The 21,200-nt window shown below is 56.1% G+C and carries 20 protein-coding genes and 1 other annotated feature; of the genes, 5 read left to right on the forward strand and 15 right to left on the reverse strand.

What is annotated here, in order from left to right:
• Position 1: 1 nt before the first annotated feature.
• Complete coding sequence (locus ACTVIM_RS13715; protein WP_445612919.1) at positions 2-1,210, reverse strand: MFS transporter; 1,209 nt, start codon at positions 1,208-1,210, stop codon at positions 2-4.
• A 91-nt stretch (positions 1,211-1,301) separates the two neighbouring features.
• Positions 1,302-2,717, reverse strand: coding sequence for a dipeptidase PepV (gene pepV, locus ACTVIM_RS13720; RefSeq protein WP_445612920.1), 1,416 nt, complete (start codon positions 2,715-2,717; stop codon positions 1,302-1,304).
• Between the two features lie 676 nt (positions 2,718-3,393).
• On the opposite strand from pepV, the gene ACTVIM_RS13725 reads away from it, so the two are divergent.
• The gene (locus tag ACTVIM_RS13725) at positions 3,394-3,615 is read left to right on the forward strand and encodes a DeoR family transcriptional regulator (RefSeq protein WP_033020155.1); all 222 of its coding nucleotides are present in this window, start codon (positions 3,394-3,396) and stop codon (positions 3,613-3,615) included.
• A gap of 205 nt (positions 3,616-3,820) precedes the next feature.
• On the opposite strand, the gene ACTVIM_RS13730 is transcribed toward ACTVIM_RS13725, so the two are convergent.
• A complete protein-coding gene (locus ACTVIM_RS13730; protein WP_445612921.1) occupies positions 3,821-4,567 on the reverse strand; it encodes a pseudouridine synthase in 747 nt (248 codons plus the stop codon).
• Positions 4,568-4,670: 103 nt separating this feature from the next.
• On the opposite strand from ACTVIM_RS13730, the gene ACTVIM_RS13735 reads away from it, so the two are divergent.
• The gene (locus tag ACTVIM_RS13735; RefSeq protein WP_033020157.1) at positions 4,671-4,880 is read left to right on the forward strand and encodes a hypothetical protein; all 210 of its coding nucleotides are present in this window, start codon (positions 4,671-4,673) and stop codon (positions 4,878-4,880) included.
• 210 nt (positions 4,881-5,090) lie between these two features.
• On the opposite strand, the gene ACTVIM_RS13740 is transcribed toward ACTVIM_RS13735, so the two are convergent.
• Positions 5,091-6,725, reverse strand: a complete 1,635-nt coding sequence (locus tag ACTVIM_RS13740) for a putative polysaccharide biosynthesis protein (RefSeq protein ID WP_445612922.1) — start codon at positions 6,723-6,725, stop codon at positions 5,091-5,093.
• A gap of 114 nt (positions 6,726-6,839) precedes the next feature.
• Between ACTVIM_RS13740 and ACTVIM_RS13745 the strand changes: the two genes are divergently transcribed.
• A complete protein-coding gene (locus ACTVIM_RS13745; protein WP_445612923.1) occupies positions 6,840-8,147 on the forward strand; it encodes an NAD(P)/FAD-dependent oxidoreductase in 1,308 nt (435 codons plus the stop codon).
• A 314-nt stretch (positions 8,148-8,461) separates the two neighbouring features.
• On the opposite strand, the gene ACTVIM_RS13750 is transcribed toward ACTVIM_RS13745, so the two are convergent.
• The 10 genes from ACTVIM_RS13750 to ACTVIM_RS13795 form a co-directional block, all read right to left on the reverse strand.
• Positions 8,462-8,641 carry a sporulation protein Cse60 gene (locus ACTVIM_RS13750; protein WP_008880941.1) on the reverse strand — a complete coding sequence of 60 codons (180 nt, stop codon included), beginning with the start codon at positions 8,639-8,641 and terminating at the stop codon, positions 8,462-8,464.
• A gap of 307 nt (positions 8,642-8,948) precedes the next feature.
• Complete coding sequence (locus ACTVIM_RS13755; protein ID WP_445612924.1) at positions 8,949-10,583, reverse strand: M4 family metallopeptidase; 1,635 nt, start codon at positions 10,581-10,583, stop codon at positions 8,949-8,951.
• 675 nt (positions 10,584-11,258) lie between these two features.
• Positions 11,259-11,387 carry a hypothetical protein gene (locus ACTVIM_RS13760; protein WP_255358709.1) on the reverse strand — a complete coding sequence of 43 codons (129 nt, stop codon included), beginning with the start codon at positions 11,385-11,387 and terminating at the stop codon, positions 11,259-11,261.
• Positions 11,388-11,402: 15 nt separating this feature from the next.
• Positions 11,403-12,677 carry a helix-turn-helix domain-containing protein gene (locus ACTVIM_RS13765; RefSeq protein ID WP_445612925.1) on the reverse strand — a complete coding sequence of 425 codons (1,275 nt, stop codon included), beginning with the start codon at positions 12,675-12,677 and terminating at the stop codon, positions 11,403-11,405.
• Between the two features lie 723 nt (positions 12,678-13,400).
• Positions 13,401-13,715 (reverse strand): rhodanese-like domain-containing protein, encoded by a 315-nt coding sequence (locus ACTVIM_RS13770; protein WP_033020165.1) that lies wholly within the window; start codon positions 13,713-13,715, stop codon positions 13,401-13,403.
• Positions 13,716-13,868: 153 nt separating this feature from the next.
• On the reverse strand, positions 13,869-16,286 hold the full coding sequence (gene leuS, locus ACTVIM_RS13775; RefSeq protein ID WP_445612926.1) for a leucine--tRNA ligase: 2,418 nt from the start codon (positions 16,284-16,286) through the stop codon (positions 13,869-13,871).
• A gap of 81 nt (positions 16,287-16,367) precedes the next feature.
• Positions 16,368-16,591, reverse strand: a binding site (T-box leader).
• Positions 16,592-16,781: 190 nt separating this feature from the next.
• Complete coding sequence (locus ACTVIM_RS13780; RefSeq protein WP_445612927.1) at positions 16,782-17,417, reverse strand: MFS transporter; 636 nt, start codon at positions 17,415-17,417, stop codon at positions 16,782-16,784.
• Between the two features lie 214 nt (positions 17,418-17,631).
• Positions 17,632-17,796, reverse strand: a complete 165-nt coding sequence (locus tag ACTVIM_RS13785) for a hypothetical protein (protein ID WP_033020385.1) — start codon at positions 17,794-17,796, stop codon at positions 17,632-17,634.
• 75 nt (positions 17,797-17,871) lie between these two features.
• Positions 17,872-18,135 carry a YtzC family protein gene (locus tag ACTVIM_RS13790; protein ID WP_033020386.1) on the reverse strand — a complete coding sequence of 88 codons (264 nt, stop codon included), beginning with the start codon at positions 18,133-18,135 and terminating at the stop codon, positions 17,872-17,874.
• Positions 18,136-18,364: 229 nt separating this feature from the next.
• Positions 18,365-18,496 carry a hypothetical protein gene (locus ACTVIM_RS13795; protein ID WP_268746089.1) on the reverse strand — a complete coding sequence of 44 codons (132 nt, stop codon included), beginning with the start codon at positions 18,494-18,496 and terminating at the stop codon, positions 18,365-18,367.
• A 15-nt stretch (positions 18,497-18,511) separates the two neighbouring features.
• Between ACTVIM_RS13795 and ACTVIM_RS13800 the strand changes: the two genes are divergently transcribed.
• Positions 18,512-19,117 (forward strand): class I SAM-dependent methyltransferase, encoded by a 606-nt coding sequence (locus tag ACTVIM_RS13800; RefSeq protein WP_445612928.1) that lies wholly within the window; start codon positions 18,512-18,514, stop codon positions 19,115-19,117.
• Positions 19,118-19,274: 157 nt separating this feature from the next.
• Here ACTVIM_RS13800 and ACTVIM_RS13805 read toward each other — a convergent pair whose 3' ends face one another.
• The gene (locus ACTVIM_RS13805; RefSeq protein WP_033020389.1) at positions 19,275-20,357 is read right to left on the reverse strand and encodes a tetraprenyl-beta-curcumene synthase family protein; all 1,083 of its coding nucleotides are present in this window, start codon (positions 20,355-20,357) and stop codon (positions 19,275-19,277) included.
• A gap of 205 nt (positions 20,358-20,562) precedes the next feature.
• On the opposite strand from ACTVIM_RS13805, the gene ACTVIM_RS13810 reads away from it, so the two are divergent.
• Positions 20,563-21,093, forward strand: a complete 531-nt coding sequence (locus ACTVIM_RS13810) for a gamma carbonic anhydrase (RefSeq protein WP_033020391.1) — start codon at positions 20,563-20,565, stop codon at positions 21,091-21,093.
• The last annotated feature ends 107 nt before the right edge of the window (positions 21,094-21,200 follow it).

Genomic DNA, 21,200 nt, shown 5'->3' on the forward strand with positions numbered 1-21,200 from the left:
TTCACCTGCCCATTTGATCCTCTCGTTTTCTAAGTGCCAAAAGCACCGCGGCGCCAGCGAGCGTACAGACACCAAAAAACGAATAGACGGCGCCCATCCCCCAGCGCTCGAGCAAATAACCGCCCACCAGCGTGCAAAACCACGCGCCCAAGCCGTTGCTGACTGCCGAGTACAGCGCCACAGCCGTCGCCTGCACGGGCTCTGGTGCCAAGCGGCGCGCCCACTGGAGCGCGGTTGGAATCGCCAGTCCAACCGAACACCCTTGAACCACTGCCGTCATATACACAAGCCAAAGGGGGGGATCGGCGACATACAGCCACCAGCGGGCAGCCGACACGAACGCCGCAAACAGCAACAGACGGGCCATGCCGAAGCGGAGAATGAGGCGGTCGGCCGCTTTCATAAACGGCGCCTCGCTGCCAGCCGCGAGCAAAAAAGCAACCCCGATGCCGGTGAGCGTTCCCCCGAGCTCATGAATGAGCAGCCCGAAATATGAGTTGTTGGCCAAAATCGGGCCGAACAGCAAAAAGACGGCCACCAACAACAAACGAAACGGGCGAATCGATAGCAACCCGCCGATGGCGCGCCCCGTCAGCCGCCCCGTCGGCGCCGCCTGCGAGCGCGGCAGCCGGGCAGCCAACGCGGCCGCCGCCAACAGCATCGCCGAAAATGCGTAAAAGATGGCGGCGAATCCGAAACGCTCGGACAACCAACCGGACAAAAGAACCGCCGCAGCGAATCCGAGCGACCCCCAAAGCCGAATCGCACCGTAGTTTCCCCCTCGCGTCCGCACATGCTCAAGAGCAATGCTATCGGAAAGCGGCACGATGGCGCTTTGCGCCGCTGAAAGAAGAACGGTCAGCACCACAAACGCCCGATACCCATCGGCGAACGAATACAACCATCCGAACAGCGCCGCCAGCCCAAGCGCCATCATCAGCAACCCGACCGGCTTGCGCGTATAGTCGGCAGCCATCCCCCACAGCGGCTGCGCCGCCATCGTCACAATCGGAGGGAGCGACATGATCCAGCCGATCGCCGTCCCCGCCAAGCGCGCCTCTTCCTGCAAATAGAGGGACAACAGCGGAAACAACGCGCCAAACGCGAAAAAAATCAAGAAATAAAAGAGCGGGAACATCGATTTTCGCTCCGCCGCATGCTTCAGAGCTTTTCGATCGGGGAAACAATGCTCAAGAACATCATGTGCCATTTCGTCACCGCCCTTTTTAGTGAAAAGCCAAGAAAACACGTTTTTCACAAACGTTTGCCGCCCTCGTGTCGCGAGGGCCGAGCCGAGATGGCTATCGCGCCAATTCATAAATCGCTTGCGCATAAATGGCGGTCGCTTTGATTACATCGTCTATGTCGATGTATTCATCTTTTTGATGGGCGACATCGGGCCGACCGGGAAACAACGCGCCAAACGCTACGCCGGCATTGAGCGCGCGGGCATACGTGCCCCCGCCGATGGCCAATAGGCGAGCCGGCTCGCCGGTCTGCTCCTCATAGACGCGCTGCAGCGTGCGAATCCACTCTTGATCGGGCTCAACGTAATGCGGCTTCGTATCGGAAAACCGGCCAAGCGTCCAGCCGGATCGAGCCGCTTCGTCGGAAAGCGTGCGCCGGATCGATTCGCCATCCGCCGTCACCGGATAGCGAATATTCAGCCCCACCATTCCGCCGCGCTCGCGGTCATACGACAGCAAACCAACGTTCACGGTCAACTCGCCGCTCGCCTCATCGCGATAGGCAAGGCCGAGCCGCCGGCCGCGCGTATCGCCGGCAAAGGTTGCTGCAACAAACTCGACAAACGGGCGGCTGCGGCCATCAAGCGGAAGAAGCGCCAAAAACTCCATCAACGCCACACCGGCGTTTGTTCCTTTCTCCGGCTCCGCTCCATGGGCCGACACTCCTTCAAGCGCCAGCGTCACCGTTTCGTCCGCCCGGCTCGCCGTGCCGTTTAGCCCGCGCGCCCGGCAAAACGCTTCATACCGGCGGATCCATTCGTCCGCCCCCTTCCCCCCTTTCATGACGGCCTCGGCCGCATCAGGCACCATATTATAGCGGCGGCCGGCTTGAAACGAGACAAGCGTCGCCCCTTCCCCCTCTTTCTCGCCGTCCGGCCGGTAGATCAAATCGGCGTCAATGATTCCTTTTTCCGCATGGATAATCGGAAAATCGGCATCAGGCACAAACCCGACGTCCGGCATTTCTTCATGCTCGAAATAATGGCGGACGCACCGCCATTCGCTCTCTTCGTCGCCCCCGATGATAAGGCGCACCCGCTTGTTCAACGGCAACCCGAGCTCTTTGACGATTTTCATCGCGTAAAACGCCGCCACCGTCGGGCCTTTGTCATCGATCGCCCCCCGCCCGTAAAGGCGACCGTTTTTGACCTCGGCGGCAAACGGGTCAACGGTCCAGCCGTCACCCGCCGGCACAACATCGATATGACCGAGCACGCCAATGAGCGCCTCCCCGTTCCCCATCTCCAAATGCCCGGCGAATCCATCGACATTTTTCACGCGAAATCCTTCTTCGCGACCGCGGCGGAGCAAATAGTCAAGCGCTTCAGCCACCTTCAGGCCAAACGGCGCGCCCGGGCCCGCGCTGCGGTCATCGCGAACACTCGGGATGCGGACGAGAGCTTGCAGCTCGCGAACTAGCTCATCCTTCCGCTTCCGCGCCTCTTCGAACCAATCGATGTTTACCGTCATTCCCTTCTCCCTCCAGTCCTATGAGGCCGGTGATTTAAGGGAGCAAGCCGCTGTTCAAGCCTGTTTCTCAAATAGAAAATCCTTGTCGCATCCGAATCGTCTTTCAAACGCTCCCCATTGCTCAAAAGAAACAACCGTTTTTCACCAGCCCTCTATAAGGTTGGTGAAAAATCGCTGCTTGTCTTGATCGATAATGGAACGCGCAAACATAGAGGCTGATGCAACAAGCTTTTTCGACTTGAAAAACAGTTCCGGCAAGCGGTTGCGCGAGTCAATCACCGGCCTCTGATGAGCCATTTAAACACGATCTGCCGGCCAAGAGCGCAGCCAGCCCGCCTCGTTTTTCCGTCGACAACTGCGGAAAAAACCGGCCAAGCCGGATCGCTTCCCCGCCTTCGGGCCCGAACGATCTTCCAGCCGTCTCCGGTCCGGCATCATCGTGGTTTTCCATCTGTTGTCAACGTACCATATCAAAAAAAAGAAGTCAAAATGTTTCGTTTGTCACCATTTGTTTTCGATTCGGCAACAAAAAGTTTAAATTTTTCGTGAATACGGGCAAACGGGTAGCATTTTTCCAGCCGTTTCGTGTACAATGGTAACAAACAGAGAAAGACATCTCTCATCTGCCAGCTGTCGGTTGTGCCATGCGAATGATGCTAAGATAGGGAGTGGTCTTTTGAAACCTTCCACACACCGGATGCTTACCCGGATCAAATCCGTGTATATGTACATTAGTGAAAAAGGAACGGTGACGACCCAGGAACTGGTTGAGGAGTTCGGCACCACCCCAAGAACGATTCAGCGCGACTTAAACGTGCTTATGTACAATGATCTCGTTCGCAGCCCGAGCAAGGGCAAATGGACGACCACCAACAAAAAAGTGCGCATTTCCTCTTGATCTGTTGGTGCCAAAAAGGCTGGCAAACGCGCCGCTTCTGGCCCGAACAGAGCGGAAATGGCGAGGAAAAACGGACGGCCCAAGCGCCTTCTCGCCTGCACTCCTTGTCCGCCTGACTGCCGGCCTGCGGGATGAGGCAAGATGAGAGAAGCAAGTCCTGACGAATGAACATTCATTCCTTTTCCATAAAAAAGGAACCCCCTTGCTAGGTTCCTTTTTTTTCGTCGCTGTTCGGCCGGTATTGCTTCAGCTGCTCGATCTCTTCCTCCGTCAATTCGCGATATTCCCCGACCGCCAAATCCGGATCAAGGAAAAGCGGCCCCATCCGCACTCGCTTCAAATAGACGACGCGCTTGCCGACCGCTCGAAACATCCGCTTCACTTGATGAAACTTCCCTTCTGTGATCGTCAGCTCGACGTCCGAACGAAGGCCCGATCTCAACACGACGAGCTCGGCCGGCTTCGTTTCATAGCCGTCATCGAGCACGACACCGCGCCGAAACGCCTTCACGTCGTCTTCCGTCACCTCACCGTCGATGATCGCCACATACGTCTTCGGCACGTGCTTTTTTGGCGACAGCAGCTGATGAGCGAGCGCGCCGTCATTGGTGAGCAGCAGAAGCCCTTCCGTGTCTTTGTCAAGCCGTCCGACCGGAAACGGGGCAAACCGCCGATCCTCGTCCTCTAACAAATCAATGACCGTCTCCTCGACGGGGTCTTCCGTCGCCGAGACGACACCAGGCGGTTTGTTCATCAGCAAATAAATATACGGTTTATACTCGACCGGTTCTCCCCACACCGTCACGGTCTGCTCCTCCGGTCGCACTTTTGTTTTCGCATCGTGGACCGGTGCTCCGTCCACTTTCACGGCACCGGATTTCAGCAACTTCTTTACTTCCTTCCTCGTCCCGTATCCCATATGGGCGAGCAGTTTATCAATGCGCAAATCCACAGGAACTCCCTCCAAAAAAACGGATTCTCTGGGCGTTCATCTAGTCCGCTTTCGCCTTGTTTCCATACACTATGAGGGAAACATACAGAAAGGGGTTTTGCTCATGAACGAATATTACCACGTTCCGGTGTTTGACAGCTATCGGCAACAACCGCCAGCCGGCCAATTTTGGCCCGGGTATCCCGGTGGGCCGTTTGCCGGTTGGGCGCGCCGCATCGAACGGCTCGAGCGGGCCGTCGAACGGCTCGACCGGCGGCTCGACCGAGTGGAAAGCCGCCTCGACCGCATCGAGCGCCGGCTCGGCCTCTCGTAAAAAGCATTGGAAACACGAAGGCGGGATGGTCTACCGCCTTCTTTTTTCAACGGAATCAGCCGTTTTTTCCCAATTTTCTAGGAGGCTGGTGATGTAGTGATACTACTGATTCCATCCATTTCTCAATGAGAGAAACTTTGCACAATCAGCTTTCTTTTTTGAATGAAAACGCCGCCGATTGGTGTTCGACAACCGTTTTTCCTCAGCTTTCTAGGAAGCGGCGTCGCTCGTTTTTCGGCGCCAAAACGCCCACCGCTCAAAACGGCGGCCAAACAAAGCCGCAAACAAGCCAGAACGAATGCTGAGAAACAAATAGACGGAAGCGCCTACCGTCATTCCGACAACGGCAAGAACGACCGACTCCCCTTTGCCGGCTCGATAGTCAAGCCATTGCCCGGCCAACGCCTCGGCGGCCGCCACAGCGAGCGACATCACCGCTGTCAATATGACCATAAAAGTAGCTCGTCGGAGAACAAAACGGTAGCGGTAACGAGCATACCGATGAATCACCCATAAATTGAACGCCACCGAAACCAAATAGCCAGCTGTCGTCGCGACAACGGCGCCAACCGTCCCCCACTTCATAATCAACAGCGTATTCAGCGCCCCTTTCACCAACAGTCCGGCCGCTAAGCTGACAACGGTAAACCGCTGTTGATTGATGCCCTGCATAATGGCGGCCGTGACGGAAAACAAAGCAAACAGCACCGCTGTTGGCGCATACCAGTGCAGCACTTGCTCCCCGAGCGGGTCGTAGCTGTAAAACGAACTGTACATCGGGCCGGCGAGCACGGCCATGCCGATCACCGCCGGCAACGTCAAAAACAAAAGCACTTGAAACGTCTGGTTCAAATATTGCCGCATCGCCTTCCGGTTTTGCTCGACGTGCGCTTTCGTAATCGCCGGGATGAGCGCCGAGCTGAACGATGTCGCCAACGTCACCGGAATGATGACAAGCTTTTGCGCCCACATGTTCAGCACGGAATACGCATGTTCCGATACGTGCCCGCGCCCGGCTGCCGCCATGGCGTGATTGAACGTAAATTGATCGATCAACTGATAAAGCGACATCGCCAAGCCGACGAGCACAAATGGGATGGAAGAAAAAAGCAGCTCGCGATACATCGCGCGCAGCGGCACATGCACTTGATCGCGACTCTGTTCCAAAAGCGATCGCAAATGCTCGCGCCGCTTCCACCAATACACAAGCAGCACCACCAGCCCTCCGATCGCCCCGACAAACGCGGCAAACGTCGCCGCGCTTACAGCGGTCACGATCGAGCCGTCCCACCAACGCAAAATGACATAACAAGCCCCAAGCAAAAACGCGATGCGCAACACTTGCTCGATGACTTGCGACAGCGCCGTCGGCCCCATCGATTCATGCCCTTGAAAAAAACCGCGGATCAAGCTCATCACCGGGACGATCACAAGGGCAAAACTGACCGCGCGGATGACGGCCGTGACATCGGCAACCGAATTGACGTTCGTTTTCGCGTCAATGACATATGGCGCCAAAACCGGAGCCAACGCGTACAACACAAGCCACGAAACAACCCCGCTCGCGAGCATGAGCGCAAGGCCGGAGCGGAACAGCGTATAGCCGACCCGGTACTCCTCGAGCGCGTTATATTTGGAGACGAATTTCGAAACAGCGACCGGTATGCCGGCCGTTGCCAAGCTTAAAAAAATTTGGTACGGCACATAGCCGTAGCCGTACAGCGCCCCGCCGCGCTCGCCGACGAGGTGGTAAAACGGAATGACGTAAAACAAGCCAAGCAGGCGGGAAATCATCACGCCAGCGGTCAAAATAAACGTGCCGCGCAGCAGCTTCGATGTTGACATACAATCCCTTCCCTAACGGTGGACGTTGAAAATCACAACATTTGTATTTTATCATAGTTGTCAATGGAACGAAAAACATTGTCTCCTGTGGACAAACGAAAGGATGGAATCAACATGGGGCATGACGTCATCGTTATCGGCGGCGGTCCATCCGGGCTGATGGCGGCCATCGCGGCCGGCGAATGCGGGGCGGACGTGCTGCTGCTGGAAAAAGGGACGAAACTCGGTCGCAAGCTGGCCATCTCCGGCGGCGGCCGCTGCAATGTGACGAATCGGCTGCCGATCGATGAAATCATCCGCCACATCCCCGGCAACGGCCGCTTTTTGTACAGCGCCTTTTCCGTCTTTAACAACGAAGACATCATCCGCTTTTTCGAACGGCTCGGCGTGCCGCTGAAAGAAGAAGACCACGGCCGCATGTTCCCAAAAAGCGACAGCGCTCAATCGGTCGTCGAGGCGCTCATCGCCGAACTTCACCGGCTCGGCGTCCGCATCCAGCTCGAAACGCCGGTAGGCGATATCCTGTACAAGGGGGGAAAAACGATCGGCGTCAAACTGAAAAGCGGGGAAACGATCGGCGCTACCGCCGTCGTGGTCGCCGCCGGAGGCAAATCGGTGCCGCAAACCGGCTCAACAGGCGATGGCTATCCTTGGGCGGAAAAAGCCGGTCATACGGTAACGGAGCTGTTTCCGACCGAAGTCCCGATCGTATCGAACGAACCGTTCATCCAAGCGCGGACGCTCCAAGGCCTGTCGCTGCGCGATGTGGCGCTTGGCGTCTTAAAACCGAACGGCAAACCGATCGTGACCCATCGGATGGACATGCTGTTCACCCATTTCGGCATCTCCGGCCCCGCCGCTCTCCGCTGCAGCCAGTTTGTCGTCAAAGCGCTGAAAAAGGCGGCGGACGGCGCCGTCGCCATGAGCATCGATGCGCTGCCGGACGTCACGCGAGAAGAACTGTTTCAACACCTAGCCCAATTATGCAAAGAAGAGCCGAAAAAAGCGGTGAAAACCATCGCCAAAACGGTGCTGCCGGAGCGGTACGCCGTCTTTTTGCTGGAACGAAGCGGCATCGACCCGCAAGCGGCCGCCGGCACGGTCAGCCATGAAGCATTGCGGGCGTTCGTCCGCTGCTGCAAACAGTTTACGTTTCACGTCCACGGCACGCTGCCCATCGAAAAAGCGTTCGTCACTGGCGGCGGCGTATCGGTGAAAGAAATCGAACCACAAACGATGGCGTCCAAACGCATGGCCGGGCTTTATTTTTGCGGCGAAATTTTGGACATCCACGGCTACACCGGCGGCTACAACATCACCGCCGCCCTAGTGACCGGCCGGCTCGCCGGCATGAACGCCGCCCGCTATGCGTTAGAGGCGAAAACCAGCCGAAGCGAATCACCGGTGCAGACAGCCGATTGAAAGTGTTGAGATAGACGTAATCGTTATCATAAGTGGCGCCATGTCGGTAGTAAACAGCCGATTGGTAGTGTCAAGATAGACGGATTTTCGACGAATGATGGGAATCACAGCTGATTGACAACAGCCAAACGAGGCGCAGCCGCTTTCCCGCCGATGGAGCGGACAACGGCCGGCAAAAAGCGGGCCGCCAAGCCCCTTACAAAAACTCGGCGTGTGTTTATGGCCGCTTTGCCGCACGACCGGCAAAATCCGTCAAACTTCTTACAAAAAACTCGGCGTTCCGGCCCCACCTGCAACCGGGGCGGCCCGGCCCATTACGTCCGGTAAATGACCATGGCGGAAAAGCAATAAATTTGCTCGCCTTCTGACTCCATGGCTGCCACGCTGTATTTGACGTCAATCAGCTGCCCATCTTTTAAGCGAGCTAAAAAATCGTTGACTGCCGCTTCCAAATCTTTTTCGTGTTCTTTATCAAAAACTTTGACTTTGTACATCCTATCCCTCCCGTTTTTTGCTTTGCACGCGCCAAGCTAGGCGGGCTTACGAAACATTTCTCCTTACAGCGGCATAGTCCTGCACGACAAACGATCGGAAATAGAAAGGGGGGTCCCGCAGAATGGGAACCCCCTCTTTCACTAGACCGCTGCTTTCCGTGAAAATGCCGAACTGGCGCGAGATTTTCATCCCCGGGCGGAGGGCAGATCGTGCTGCCCATGGATCTTTTCTGAGACTTGTCTTTCATACACAGAGATCGTCCTTGACGGAGAGCCGCGACGCTCCGCACTTTTCCAAGACTCGTCGTTAATACACCCCAACCGCATTGAACGCCTGTTTCACCGAGCTGACTTCTTGGCTCGCTGAACCGTACAGATCGGCGGCCGCTTGGATGCAGGCGGCGCGCAGCTGGCTGAAGTTTGACGTCGGCGTCAAATAATAGACGAGCGCACGGTAGAAGATTTTCCCCATTTTGTCGCGGCCGATGCCGGTGACGCTGACTCCGTAGTGCGTGCCGCCTTGGCTAAGCAAATAGGCGGCTTTGTTAATGATACCGCTGTTCGTATGGACGCCGCCGTTATCTTGTGTGCCGGTATAGCGTTTGGAATAATGATCCGGGTCCCCGTATTTCGCCGGGTCGGACATAGACCGGAGCGCATCGCCGGCAATGCCCGGCGTATAAATGTCTTCGCCGATTTCCCAATCCGGATTGCGGTTTGCGTAAAATTCAACCAGCGTCCCGAAAATATCGGAAATCGCTTCATTGATGGCGCCGGATTCATTTTGGTACACAAGACCAGCTGTGTAATCGGTCACGGCGTGGGTCAGCTCATGGGCGACGACGTCAATGCCGCCGGAAAACGGCAAAAACGTTTGCCCGTCGCCGTCGCCATATACCATTTGCGATCCGTTCCAAAACGCGTTGTTGTAGCGGCTCCCATAGTGAACGGTCGAGCGGATGGCGGCGTTGTTGCCGTCATAGCTGAGCCGGCCATGCACGTTTTTATAATAGTCATAGACCACTCCGGCGTAATAATGTGCATCCACTGCAGGAGCGTCATAGCTAGCAAAAAACTGGTTGTCGCTATCGGCCCACAAGCTGCCGGGCAGTGTCGTCCGGTTGCGCCCGTCATACGTGAAAATGCCGTTGCCGCGCGTATTGTCTTGCAAATAGTAATAGCCGTAGGAAGAAGAATACGTCGTGTTGATCGATTTTTGATCTCCCAACACCCCGCGCCCGGTGCCGACCGTTGACGTGCCTGCCACTGTCTGCCCGCCGCCCGGCTTCGCCTCGTCCAGCTCGTTCCATTTATTCAACACCGCACCGTCGGCGGCATCAATGAGGTAGACCCAATTGCCGGGAGACGGGTCCAAAAAGCGAACGTTCACTTCATAGGCGAGATGAGCAGTATCGCTAGTTGGATAAATCACAAGCCGCGTCGGGTTCCCTTGCTCTTTGACCGGTGATGCCCCGATGGCAGCGGCGACATCCCGTTCGACAATCGCTTCCGCTTCCTGCGATGAAATGGTCTTTCCGCGCTTCCAGTGTTTCTCCACATCCGGAATGAGCGTACCGGAGAGAGCTGTCAACGCACCGTCTTTGACATGGGCCACCAAGACGGCACCAAACACCGGAATGCCACGATGCCGCTGTTCAAACCGCATGACCGTATGGCCGAGATCATCCGTCTGCTTGCTGAGCAGAACCAGCCGCTCCGCCGCCCGGCCGCCGAGGCGGAACGTTCCCGCCTGTTCATCGATATAGCGGTATACTAATGTTTGTGGATCAACAGCGTTGTCCTTCGCCAACGTTCCAGACATAAAGGACGGCGTTTCCCATTCACTCCACACTACGGAGTCGCTTTTCGGCGCCGCGCCTGCCGGTGTAGCGATTAGGCCGAGCGCCAATCCAACCATCCCGAGCATCGCCCGCTTTTTCATTTCCCCTCTTCCCCTTTCGTTTCGATAATTGACTACGTCATTCATTTTAATCAAATTCGTCTATTTTGAGTATTGGGAAAATAAAGACCTGAGAGCGGGATTCATCGCGTCCTCCCCCTTCCTCCGTTTCCTTTGCTGCGCCATGGGTCCTATGTCTGAAGAAAGGCGTCCGGAGCGGTTGCGATGAAACCGGGTCCGCACCGTTGCTTGTTCCCACCTTTCTCCATGCCCGGTTTTCCTCGTTGTGATGAAACCGAGTCCACACCGTCGGCAGCGAATGGCCCGCTTCCGTCAAAACCCGTTCATAAGCTGGGCCTGACCCAAAAAGTTGTCTGCCTTCAAGATCGTCACAACCGATCGCGCGGCAGAAGCCGTCAGCACGTATAGATAGCAACGAAAGAGGGGAGCCCGATCTTTTTGGAACATCCTGCCTACGTCGAATCGAACATTACCCTTGCCGCGCTGCCGCCGGCTGTTCCCAACGGGCGAAATCGTTCGGAGCCACGGCAAAAAAATCGGCCGCCCCTATTCTCCCGATCCCCCCGGGAACTTAGGACAGCCTTTTTTCACCGCTCCTTTGCGCCCGTCCGCACTAGGAACGGAACGCTCTCTTTTTTCGCTCCGTGCTTCTAGAACAGCCCGCTGCTCATCACACAGTCAAAAACAAGCATCCGCTTAGCGGGCGATCACAGTCGGCGGTGGATGCTCGTCTTTCGCCGCTTCCTTGACCCCGATTCCATGGCCAAAGCCCGCAGCGAGGCCGAGGGCGGCCAAAGCGATGATCAGAACGATCCGCTTTTTCACGCCTTTCACCTCCTTTCACGTGCCTGTTCGTCTTCGCAACAGTTCGCAGCTCAATCGGTAATAGTGGGCTGCCTGTTTGTATTGGCGGGCGCGGGCGTAGTAATCGGCCAAATAGCCGGCGTATTGGGCGGCGTCTTCATACTCTTTTCGTTTTTGAAAATACGGAATCGCTTCGTGTTTCAACAGCCGCTCGAACTCTTCCCCTTCCCCGGCGAGCAACAGCCGGTAGACGGAAAAATGCAAATAGTATTCGTAGTGTTCGGTCATGCCGTTTTCCGTCTGCTCAAGCAGCTGCCATCCTTCTTCCGCGGTCGACAGCGCCTTGCGATAGTTTTGCGCCGCATAATGCTCGCGCAAAAGCGCCAAAAACGTAATCAGCCGGTCGGCCAGCGGAGCGTCCGACTTGTACACGAGGCTATGCTCGTAATGCTGCACCGCCTCACGGTATTGTTTTTTCATCGCCTTCAAATGGCCGAGGTTATGCTCGACGATGCCGATCAGCAGCCGATCGTTGGCGAGCTGCGCCGCCTTCTGCGCCAACAGGCAGCAGTCGATCGCCTGATCGATTTCCCCGCAGCGCCGGTAGCAAATCGCTAGCAACACATGGCATTCGGCCCCCCGCCGCAGTTCATACTCCGCTTGGCTGAGGGAAAGCGCTCGCTCCGTGTAGCGGATGCATTGGAACACTTTCCACAGCCGGCTGTATGTGAGCGCTAACAAATACGACAAATCCGCTTCTTCCCAATTCGGCTTCCTTTGTGTCCCCAATAATGCTTCTGCTTTTTGATAGAAGTGCAAAGCATCGTCATATTTTTCTTGGCAATAAGAAAGCAGGCCGAAAAATTTCCAATAATAGTAGCGCATCGGTTCATCGAGCGCCTCGTACCATTCGCGCACGCTCCGCGCCGCCGCTTCCGCTCCTTTCAAGTCGCGCAGCAGCAGCAAATATCGAATGCGCATCAAATGAAAATAGATCATCGCCTCGGCATCTCCGGATTCGCTGCACTGTTGCCGGACGGCGGCGTATTGCTCCCTTGCCGCGGCCACGTTTTTGTCCGTCATCGCCTTATACCACGCCATGACCGATTCAAACCATCCGGGTGCTGTGCCGCTTTGGCCGCGGTGAATGCCGAGCCGGCGAAACAGCAATTCAATGACATCTTCTCCCGGCATCGCTTGATTGTTTTCGATTTTCGATAAATACGAAACCGAGATAATTCCTTCCGCTGCCTCCTCTTGGGTCATTCCTTTCATCAACCGAGCAAGCTTCAAGCGGTCGCCTAGTTTCAAACAGCATCGACCCCTTCGGTCTTTTTTACTGAACATTATATCTTTTCTTTCTTCTCCCTTCTATCACCCTTTAGCACTATAAGGAAAAATTTGTTCTTCAGCACAGCGGTGATGAAATAAAGAAGACCGCCTCCATTCGGCGGTTGCCATGCCAAATAAAAGGTTCATCACCAAAACGTGTACTTGCCAGACGGTGCACTTCTCTGAAGGTGTATGCAAAAAATGTTTTGTTTCCTAATTATTTTGCGGATACAACGTTTGGTGAGGAGCCTAAAAATGATCCTTCGGTTGAAAATCGGCCAAAATGAAAACCCAAAGAATGCTGATTTTCCAACATTCTTTGGGTTTTCTTTTTTAGGGGACTGGTGATTTAAGGGGGTAAACCGTTTATCCAACCCTTTTCGCAAATAGAAAAGCCCTGTCGCATCAGGAGCGCCGTTCAAACGTTCTCCCATTGCCGAAGAGAAACAACCGTTTTTCACCAGCCATTTAGGAGGGCGGTGATGAAAGGGATGGGTTGCTTCACCGCCTTGTTTCTCAAATGGAGAACCCTTGTGGCATCGGTTTCTCGTTTCACGTCATCCGCCGTGGGCTAGGGGCGATTGCTGTTTTTTACCAGCCATTTGGATTTCGGGATGTAATATCGCTTTTCCGACAGCCCCGTTGTTCCCTTCGCGAGCCGCGATGCCGAACTGCGTTTCCGCCGAGCGGAAAACAGTGCCATTACTGCTTCGGCGCCGTTTCTCCTTCCCACTCGAGCATGCCGCCGGTCATGTTGCGGACGCGGTAGCCGAGCTCCTGCAAGTAGCGGCAGACGTTTTCGCTCCGCCGTCCGGAGCGGCAGACGAAAATATATTCTTCATCGCGGTCGAATTCCGCAAGCCGGTCAGGGATGTCACCCATTTTGATATGCTTCGCCCCAGGAATCATACCGAGGGCGACTTCCTCGTCTTCACGCACATCGACAATGTTCAGCTTTTCGCCGCGCTCAAGTTTTTCCTTCACTTCGGCCGGCGTAATTTCCTTGATTTCTTCCATAGCCGATCAGCCCCTTTCTCTCGCGTTTTCGACAAAAGGCAGCGGGGAAGGCGTCGATTCCTCCCCGCTTGCGCTAGCTAGGCGGAAACTAGTTTCAGATGATCGTTCCTTCCCGCCGCGTGCGCCGCCCCAAACCGGGCGGCCGCTTTTCCATCAATTAGCGACGATATTGACGAGCTTGCCGGGGACGGCGATCACTTTGCGCACCGTTTTGCCGGCAAGCTGCTCTTTGATTTTTTCATCGGCGAGCGCCCGCTCCTCGAGCGCTTCTTTCGATAAGTCCACCGGCACGTTGAGCTTGGCTCGCACTTTGCCGTTGATTTGGATGACAATTTCGACGACGTCTTCGACCAGCTTCGCTTCATCATACGTCGGCCATGGTTCATAGGCGATCGTGTCCGTGTGGCCGAGCTTTTGCCACAGTTCTTCGCCGATGTGCGGGCAAACCGGCGACAAAAGCTTGACGAACCCTTCCATGTATGCTTTTTTCATTTGCTCGGCCTTATACGCTTCATTGATGAAGACCATCAGCTGCGAAATGGCGGTGTTGAAGCGCAAGGCTTCGTAGTCTTCCGTCACTTTTTTCACCGTTTGATGATAGACGCGCTCAAGCTGGTCGTTCGCCGGTTCGTCGACGATGTTCGGGTTCAGTTCCCCACTCTCAGTGACAAACAGCCGCCAGACGCGGTCAAGGAAGCGACGCGCCCCGTCGAGCCCTTTCGTCGACCAGGCGATCGATGCTTCAAGCGGCCCCATAAACATTTCGTACAGCCGAAGCGTGTCGGCCCCATGGCTGTCAACGATGTCATCCGGGTTGACGACGTTGCCTTTTGATTTGCTCATTTTTTCGTTGTTTTCGCCTAAAATCATCCCTTGGTTAAACAGCTTTTGGAACGGCTCTTTCGTTGGCACGATGCCAAGGTCATAGAGAAACTTATGCCAGAAGCGGGCGTAAAGCAAATGCAAGACGGCGTGCTCCGCCCCGCCGATGTAAACGTCGACCGGCAGCCATTGTTTCAGTTTTTCCGGATCGGCGAGCTGCTTATCGTTGTGCGGGTCGATGTAGCGCAAATAATACCAGCAGCTTCCCGCCCATTGCGGCATCGTGTTCGTTTCGCGCCGCCCTTTTTTGCCCGTTTTCGGGTCGACGACGTTGACCCATTCGTCGATGTTGGCGAGCGGCGACTCACCCGTTCCCGACGGACGGATTTCATCCGTTTTCGGCAAGACGAGCGGCAGTTCCTCTTCCGGCACGGTCGTCATCGTTCCGTCTTCCCAATGGATGATCGGAATCGGCTCACCCCAGTAGCGCTGGCGGCTGAACAGCCAGTCGCGCAGCCGGTACGACACTTTTTTCCGCCCTTTGCCGTGTTCCTCAAGCCACGCGATCATTTTTTCGCTCGCTTCCTGCTTGTTCAAGCCGTTCAAAAACTCGGAGTGGATGTGCTCCCCGTCGCCGGTGTACGGCCCGTTTTCAATATCGCCGCCAGCGACGACTTCTTTGATCGGCAAATCGAACGTTTTCGCAAACTCGTAGTCGCGCTCATCGTGCGCCGGCACGGCCATGATCGCCCCTGTGCCGTAGCCCATCAACACGTAGTCGGCGATCCAAATCGGAAGCCGAGCGCCGGTCACTGGATGGATGGCGTACGCGCCGGTGAACACGCCTGTCTTTTCTTTCGCCAAATCGGTGCGCTCGAGATCGCTTTTGCTTTGCACTTCTTTCAAGTAAGCGGCAACGGCCGGTTTTTGCTCCGGCGTGGTGATTTTCTCGACAAGCGGATGCTCGGGCGCCAAGACGGTGTACGTTACGCCAAACAGCGTATCTGGCCGCGTTGTAAACACCGTGAACGTCTCGTCATGGCCGTCGACGGCGAACTCGATTTCCGCTCCTTCCGAACGGCCGATCCAGTTGCGCTGCATCTCCTTGATGCTTTCCGGCCAGTCGAGCTCTTCCAAATCTTCGAGCAGCCGGTCGGCATATGCGGTAATTTTCAACATCCATTGCCGCATCGGCTTGCGGATGACCGGATGCCCGCCGCGCTCGCTCCGGCCGTTGATCACTTCCTCGTTCGCCAGCACCGTGCCGAGCGCCGGGCACCAGTTGACCGGCACCTCATCCATATACGCAAGCCCTTTTTCGTACAGCTTTAAGAAAATCCATTGCGTCCATTTGTAATAGTTCGGGTCGGTCGTGTTAATTTCGCGATCCCAGTCGTATGAAAAGCCGAGCGACTTGATTTGCCGGCGGAAGTTGTCGATGTTTTTTTGCGTAAACTCGGCCGGGTCGTTTCCAGTATCGAGCGCATACTGCTCGGCCGGCAGCCCGAACGCGTCCCAGCCCATCGGATGAAGGACATTATACCCTTGCATCCGCTTCATGCGCGCCAAAATGTCGGTCGCCGTATACCCTTCCGGATGGCCGACGTGCAAGCCGGCGCCGGACGGATACGGGAACATGTCGAGCACGTAAAACTTCGGTTTGTCGTCCTCATCGGGCGTGCGGAACGTTTTGTTTTTCTCCCAATAGTCCTGCCATTTTTTTTCGATTTCGCGGTGGTTGAAGCTCATCGCAGCACTCCTCCTATCAAGATTTTGCTTCTACTTGCATCATGGACGAAAGTATGTACAAAAAAACCTCTCATCCCCATGCAAAGGGACGAGAGGCGCGCTTCCCGCGGTACCACCCTTTTTGGCGCGCCCATGGCGCACCCGCTTTGCTCCTTAACGCAGATTCACGGCCGACGTTAGTAGGCAGCGCCGTTCGCGCCGGCAACTCCGAGGCGAGTTCACAGGCTGGCTTCGGTTGACTCGCACCGACCGTCAACTCTCTGCTGTCCGCCAAGCCCGCTACTGCTCCTCTTCACCGCTGTTCGCTTCATTGACGTTTTCGTTACATACGAAATGACAAATTTAATTATTATTTTAAAAAATTTGTCGAGCGATTGCAAGCCGAAACTTATGGGACTGGTGATGAAATCGTGCATCCCGCTTCCTGGCATCGTTTCTCAACTAGAAAAACCTTGCATCATCGAGCAAAGGAAATCGCTGTTTTTCATCAGCCTTCTATACGGTTGCCGCCGTTTTTTCTTCAGTCTCCCGCGCCGACTTCGGCAGCCAGCGGTCGTACAACAACGCGGCTGCCGCTGCCAACAGGGCGAACCCGACAAGCAATCCGATGGTGACAATCAGCAAAAACGCCGCATAAAGCAGCGAATTGGCTAAAAACACGAACGAGAACGAATACGAAGCGACGAGCCCGCCGAGCGCCGAACCGATGGCAACGCCGACGTTTTGCGCCACATACAAGGCATTGAACGCCCGCCGTCCCCCTTCCGGCCAAAGCGCGCCGGCATACGCCGAGGCCACGGGAAACACGATGCCGCTGCCGATGCCGATAAGCGCCAAAAACACCGCGTAATGCGGCCAACCGTGCCAGACGCTCAAGCCGGCCGAAGCCGCCATCGTCACACAAGCGCCGATCAAGAGAGCGCGAAACCCGCCAATCCGGTCAAACAAAACGCCGCCGATGAGGCTGCCGATGACGCTCCCCCCGGAGTTGAGCATCAGCACCGCTCCCGCCACCGCCAGCGGCTGGTCAAGCTGTTCATGCAAATAAATCGTATTGAGCGGCCATAAAAAAGACCCGCCTGTCACGTTGAGCGCCATGCCAACGAGCAGCCACCAAAGCGCGCGGGGCATCAATCATCATCCTTTTCATCCGTTTTCTTTTGACTTCCGAAATAATTGTAGGAGAAAACCGGAAAAAAAGCAATCCAAAAAAAGCGCAAAGGCATCAGCTCGGCATTTTCACAGAAAACCGACGGGCCATGCCTCCGCTTTGGGATGAATATCACCGCTTGCTGCACGTTTACGAAAAAAGGCGGCTTGATGGCCGCCCGCGGTCCGGAATGACTCACCCGTTGCGCTGCTTGGAACGGATTGGCTGTCCGCCCGTTTGTTCGTACTGCTTTTTGGCCAATTTGACCGGGTCGAACTCTTGACCGAGCTCGAGATCGTTATTGTTTCGGCCGTTGCGCGTTTTTTGTTCCGGATTGGTTTGCTTGAGGCGTCGCTTCATATCGTGTCCCTCCTCGTTGCTGTTTCCCCGTCGTTTTCGGTTTTCTCTTGGCGGGTCGTCCATTTGCCGCTCGTCTCAGCGGTCAAGCAAAATCATTTCGTTTTGCAGCTGCTCAAGCTGGAGCCGCATCCGGTGCAGCTGTTCGCGCTGCTGGGCGTTGCAGCTGCGGGCGAGGTGCGCCAAATCGAGCACCGTTTGCTCGAGCATTTGCTGGGCGTTTGTATATTCTGTGAGGTTGTAATGCTCTTGCTTTTGCGCTTCGGTATATTGTTCTTTCGCAAAGCGAATGACATCTTCACAGCGCTGCAAAAACTCTTCCACCGATTGTCGTGTCGCCATGCGTTCACCCCTTTTCATCATCTTCCCTCATGTTTACTATGCGCCGCCTGCGGCCGTCGTATCACGCCAATGATTGGCAGGCGACCGATCACCGCGATGGTGTGACCGGCAATCGGCCGCCCTAGTCGTGCTGAAACGCCTCGCGGTCGTTGAGGTTCTCTCGATCGCCACCGGCGAAGGACGGCGACGGGATTCGAGCATCGGCAGTCGCTTTTCCCCGCAGTTTTTGCTACAATGCCGACATCGGGCCTTCATCTCGCTTGATCCGCGCTAAGCGGTTCGCCGCTCCGAGACGGCGGACGGCCGAGCCGGACGGACAGCCGTCTGCCATCCGCCCGAGCGTCAACGATCCATCGATCATAAGGAGGACCAACCGATGGCATTGATGAACATTTTGCCGTTTGCCCGTTTTTTGCTCAACCAAGCGATTCAAGAGGGCGACATCGCCATTGACGCAACGGTCGGCAACGGCCATGATACCGTCTATCTCGCGCAACGCGTCGGCGACAGCGGCCATGTTTTTGGCTTTGACATCCAACGCGAAGCCATCGCCGCGGCGGCCGCCCGCCTCGCCGAACACGGGCTGCGCGAGCGGGTGACACTGTTAGAGCGAAGCCATAGCGAGCTGCTTGTCGCGCTTCCCGCTGATGTGCACGGGCGGATCGCCGGCGCCGTGTTCAACCTCGGCTATTTGCCCGGCGGCAACAAACAAATCGTCACTCAACCGGAATCGACGATCGCTGCGGTCCGCCAGCTGCTTTCCGTCATGAGGCCGGGCGGCGTGATCGTCCTTGTCGTCTACCATGGTCATCCCGAAGGAAAGCGCGAACGGGACGCGCTTCTTGATTACGTCCGCTCTCTTGATCAACGGCGCGTCCACGCCTTGAAATACGAATTCATCAATCGGCAAAACGATCCGCCGTTTTTGCTGGCGCTGGAAAAGCGGGAAGAGGAAAACGGGCAACCAGCCGGCGAGCGCTAAACCGCGCTGCTCTGCCCTCTTCTCGTTCCCTTTCATCCCACCGACGCAGCAAGCGGAAACGAAGCGTGAGCCTCCGAAGCGAAAAAACGGGGAGCCGGGCTCAGACGAACAAAGCTCCCTTGTCCAAACCAGCACCTCGACACAAAAACGGCCGCCCTTATGAAAAGGACAGCCGTTTTTGTGTACCTTGCCAAAAACGATAGGCCTTGCCGTTCCAGTAAAAAAACTGCGATGCCGCCCCGCCGGCACGGACAAGCCGGCGCGCCAGCCGGCGCAAACCGCGCTGCTTTTTCACCTTGTCATCCGATAAATAAAGCCCAAGCAGCCCGCGGTGAATGAGGCGGTGAAATTCACCGTGCGGCAGCCCGCTCACTTGGCGATCGGCTTCTTCGATGAAATGGCAAAGCCGCTCGAGCATCACCGTTTCATTCGGGTAGTAAAAACAAAAATTCAAATCGCCGCCTTCGCGGTCCTCTTCTTGGTCGATCAAATAATCAAGCAAGATGTGCAACCCTTGAATGTACGGAAAATAGCCGTCGCGCACGCGCCGTGCCATCTCCGGCGGCAACGATTCGCCGAACGCATAGGCGACAAGGCAGAAAATGCCGAGCGTCGAGCCAGAGCAGGCGGAAAATTCGTACCACTCCATCGGCGGCAACGAATCTTTATGCTGGGTAAACCATTGCACAAGCCGCGGCACGCGCTCACGGGCGTCGACATGTTTATGCACTTGCAAGTCGCAATAATACCCAGCCAATTCATGCAAAAACGGAGCGATCGTTTCATAGTGGCGAACCGTTCCGAGCACTTCTTGGCACGTGCGCACAAGCGCCGGCAAGTAGCCGCCGTCTTCCTGTTCGCGGCGATGGCGGTAATAGTTCGACGGCTCGGCCCCAAGCGTCAAGGCGTCCGGCATCGATTCATGCAAGGCGCGAAAATCGACCGGATCGAGCGAAGTGCTGCGATCACACAAATTATCCAAATAGTCGCTGATGGTCTGATAGGCGACGATAAAACGGACGCACGGCTCGATGTGTTCCCCGGCCAAAAGCGCCAAAATCGCTCCGCCTTCGCAATGAAACGTTTTCGCCGCGATGCTGGCGAGCGCTTGCCGCCGCAGTTCCGGATCGGGGATTTGCTCGGCTCGGCGCCGCCAGCAGGCCAGTTCGCGGTGGACAAGCGGAAACACGTCACGGTACACCATTTTCAGCAATGCAATCGGATGGGTCGGGATCTTCAATCGGGCTCACCTCGGGCGCAAAAACAATGCTTTGTCTATTAGTATTGCCAGCCCCACCGCCTTCGCAAACCGCCGCAGTGCGCGTTCATCGGCGAGCGGGGACACATAGACTACATCATTCACATCGACAAGCGCGTGCAAAACAGCGGGATACCGTTGTACAATACTTGATGAACAAGATTGCCATAGAAAGGAACGAACGACGATGATTTATCCGTACAAAGGCAAAACGCCAATCATTGCTCCATCCGCCTTCATCGCCGACTATGTGACGATCACCGGCGATGTCACGATCGGCGAGGAGACGAGCGTCTGGTTTCACACCGTCATCCGCGGCGACGTGGCGCCGACGATCATCGGCAACCGGGTCAATATCCAAGATAACTCAATTTTGCATCAAAGTCCAAACAATCCGCTCATCATTGAAGACGGCGTGACCGTCGGCCATCAAGTCATTTTGCACAGCGCCATCGTTCGCAAAAACGCCTTGATCGGCATGGGATCGATCATCCTCGATGGCGCCGAAATCGGCGAAAGCGCGTTTATCGGTGCCGGCAGCTTGGTGCCCCCCGGCAAAACCATCCCGCCGAACGTGCTCGCCCTCGGACGGCCGGCGAAAGTGGTGCGCGAGCTGACCGAGGACGATTTCCGTGAAATGGAACGCATTCGCCGCGAATATGTCGAAAAAGGACAATATTACAAGGCGCTCCAGCAGCAACGGACCAACCGGCCGTAACGGGCCGGCTTCTTGCTCGGTCGCCAAGCCGCGCGACGGGACGCACCCGAACCGCCAGAAGAACAAAGTCCGGATGCGCCATCAAGGCCAGCCGCGCCTTCTTGGCG

Source organism: Geobacillus sp. YF-1 (assembly GCF_052692335.1).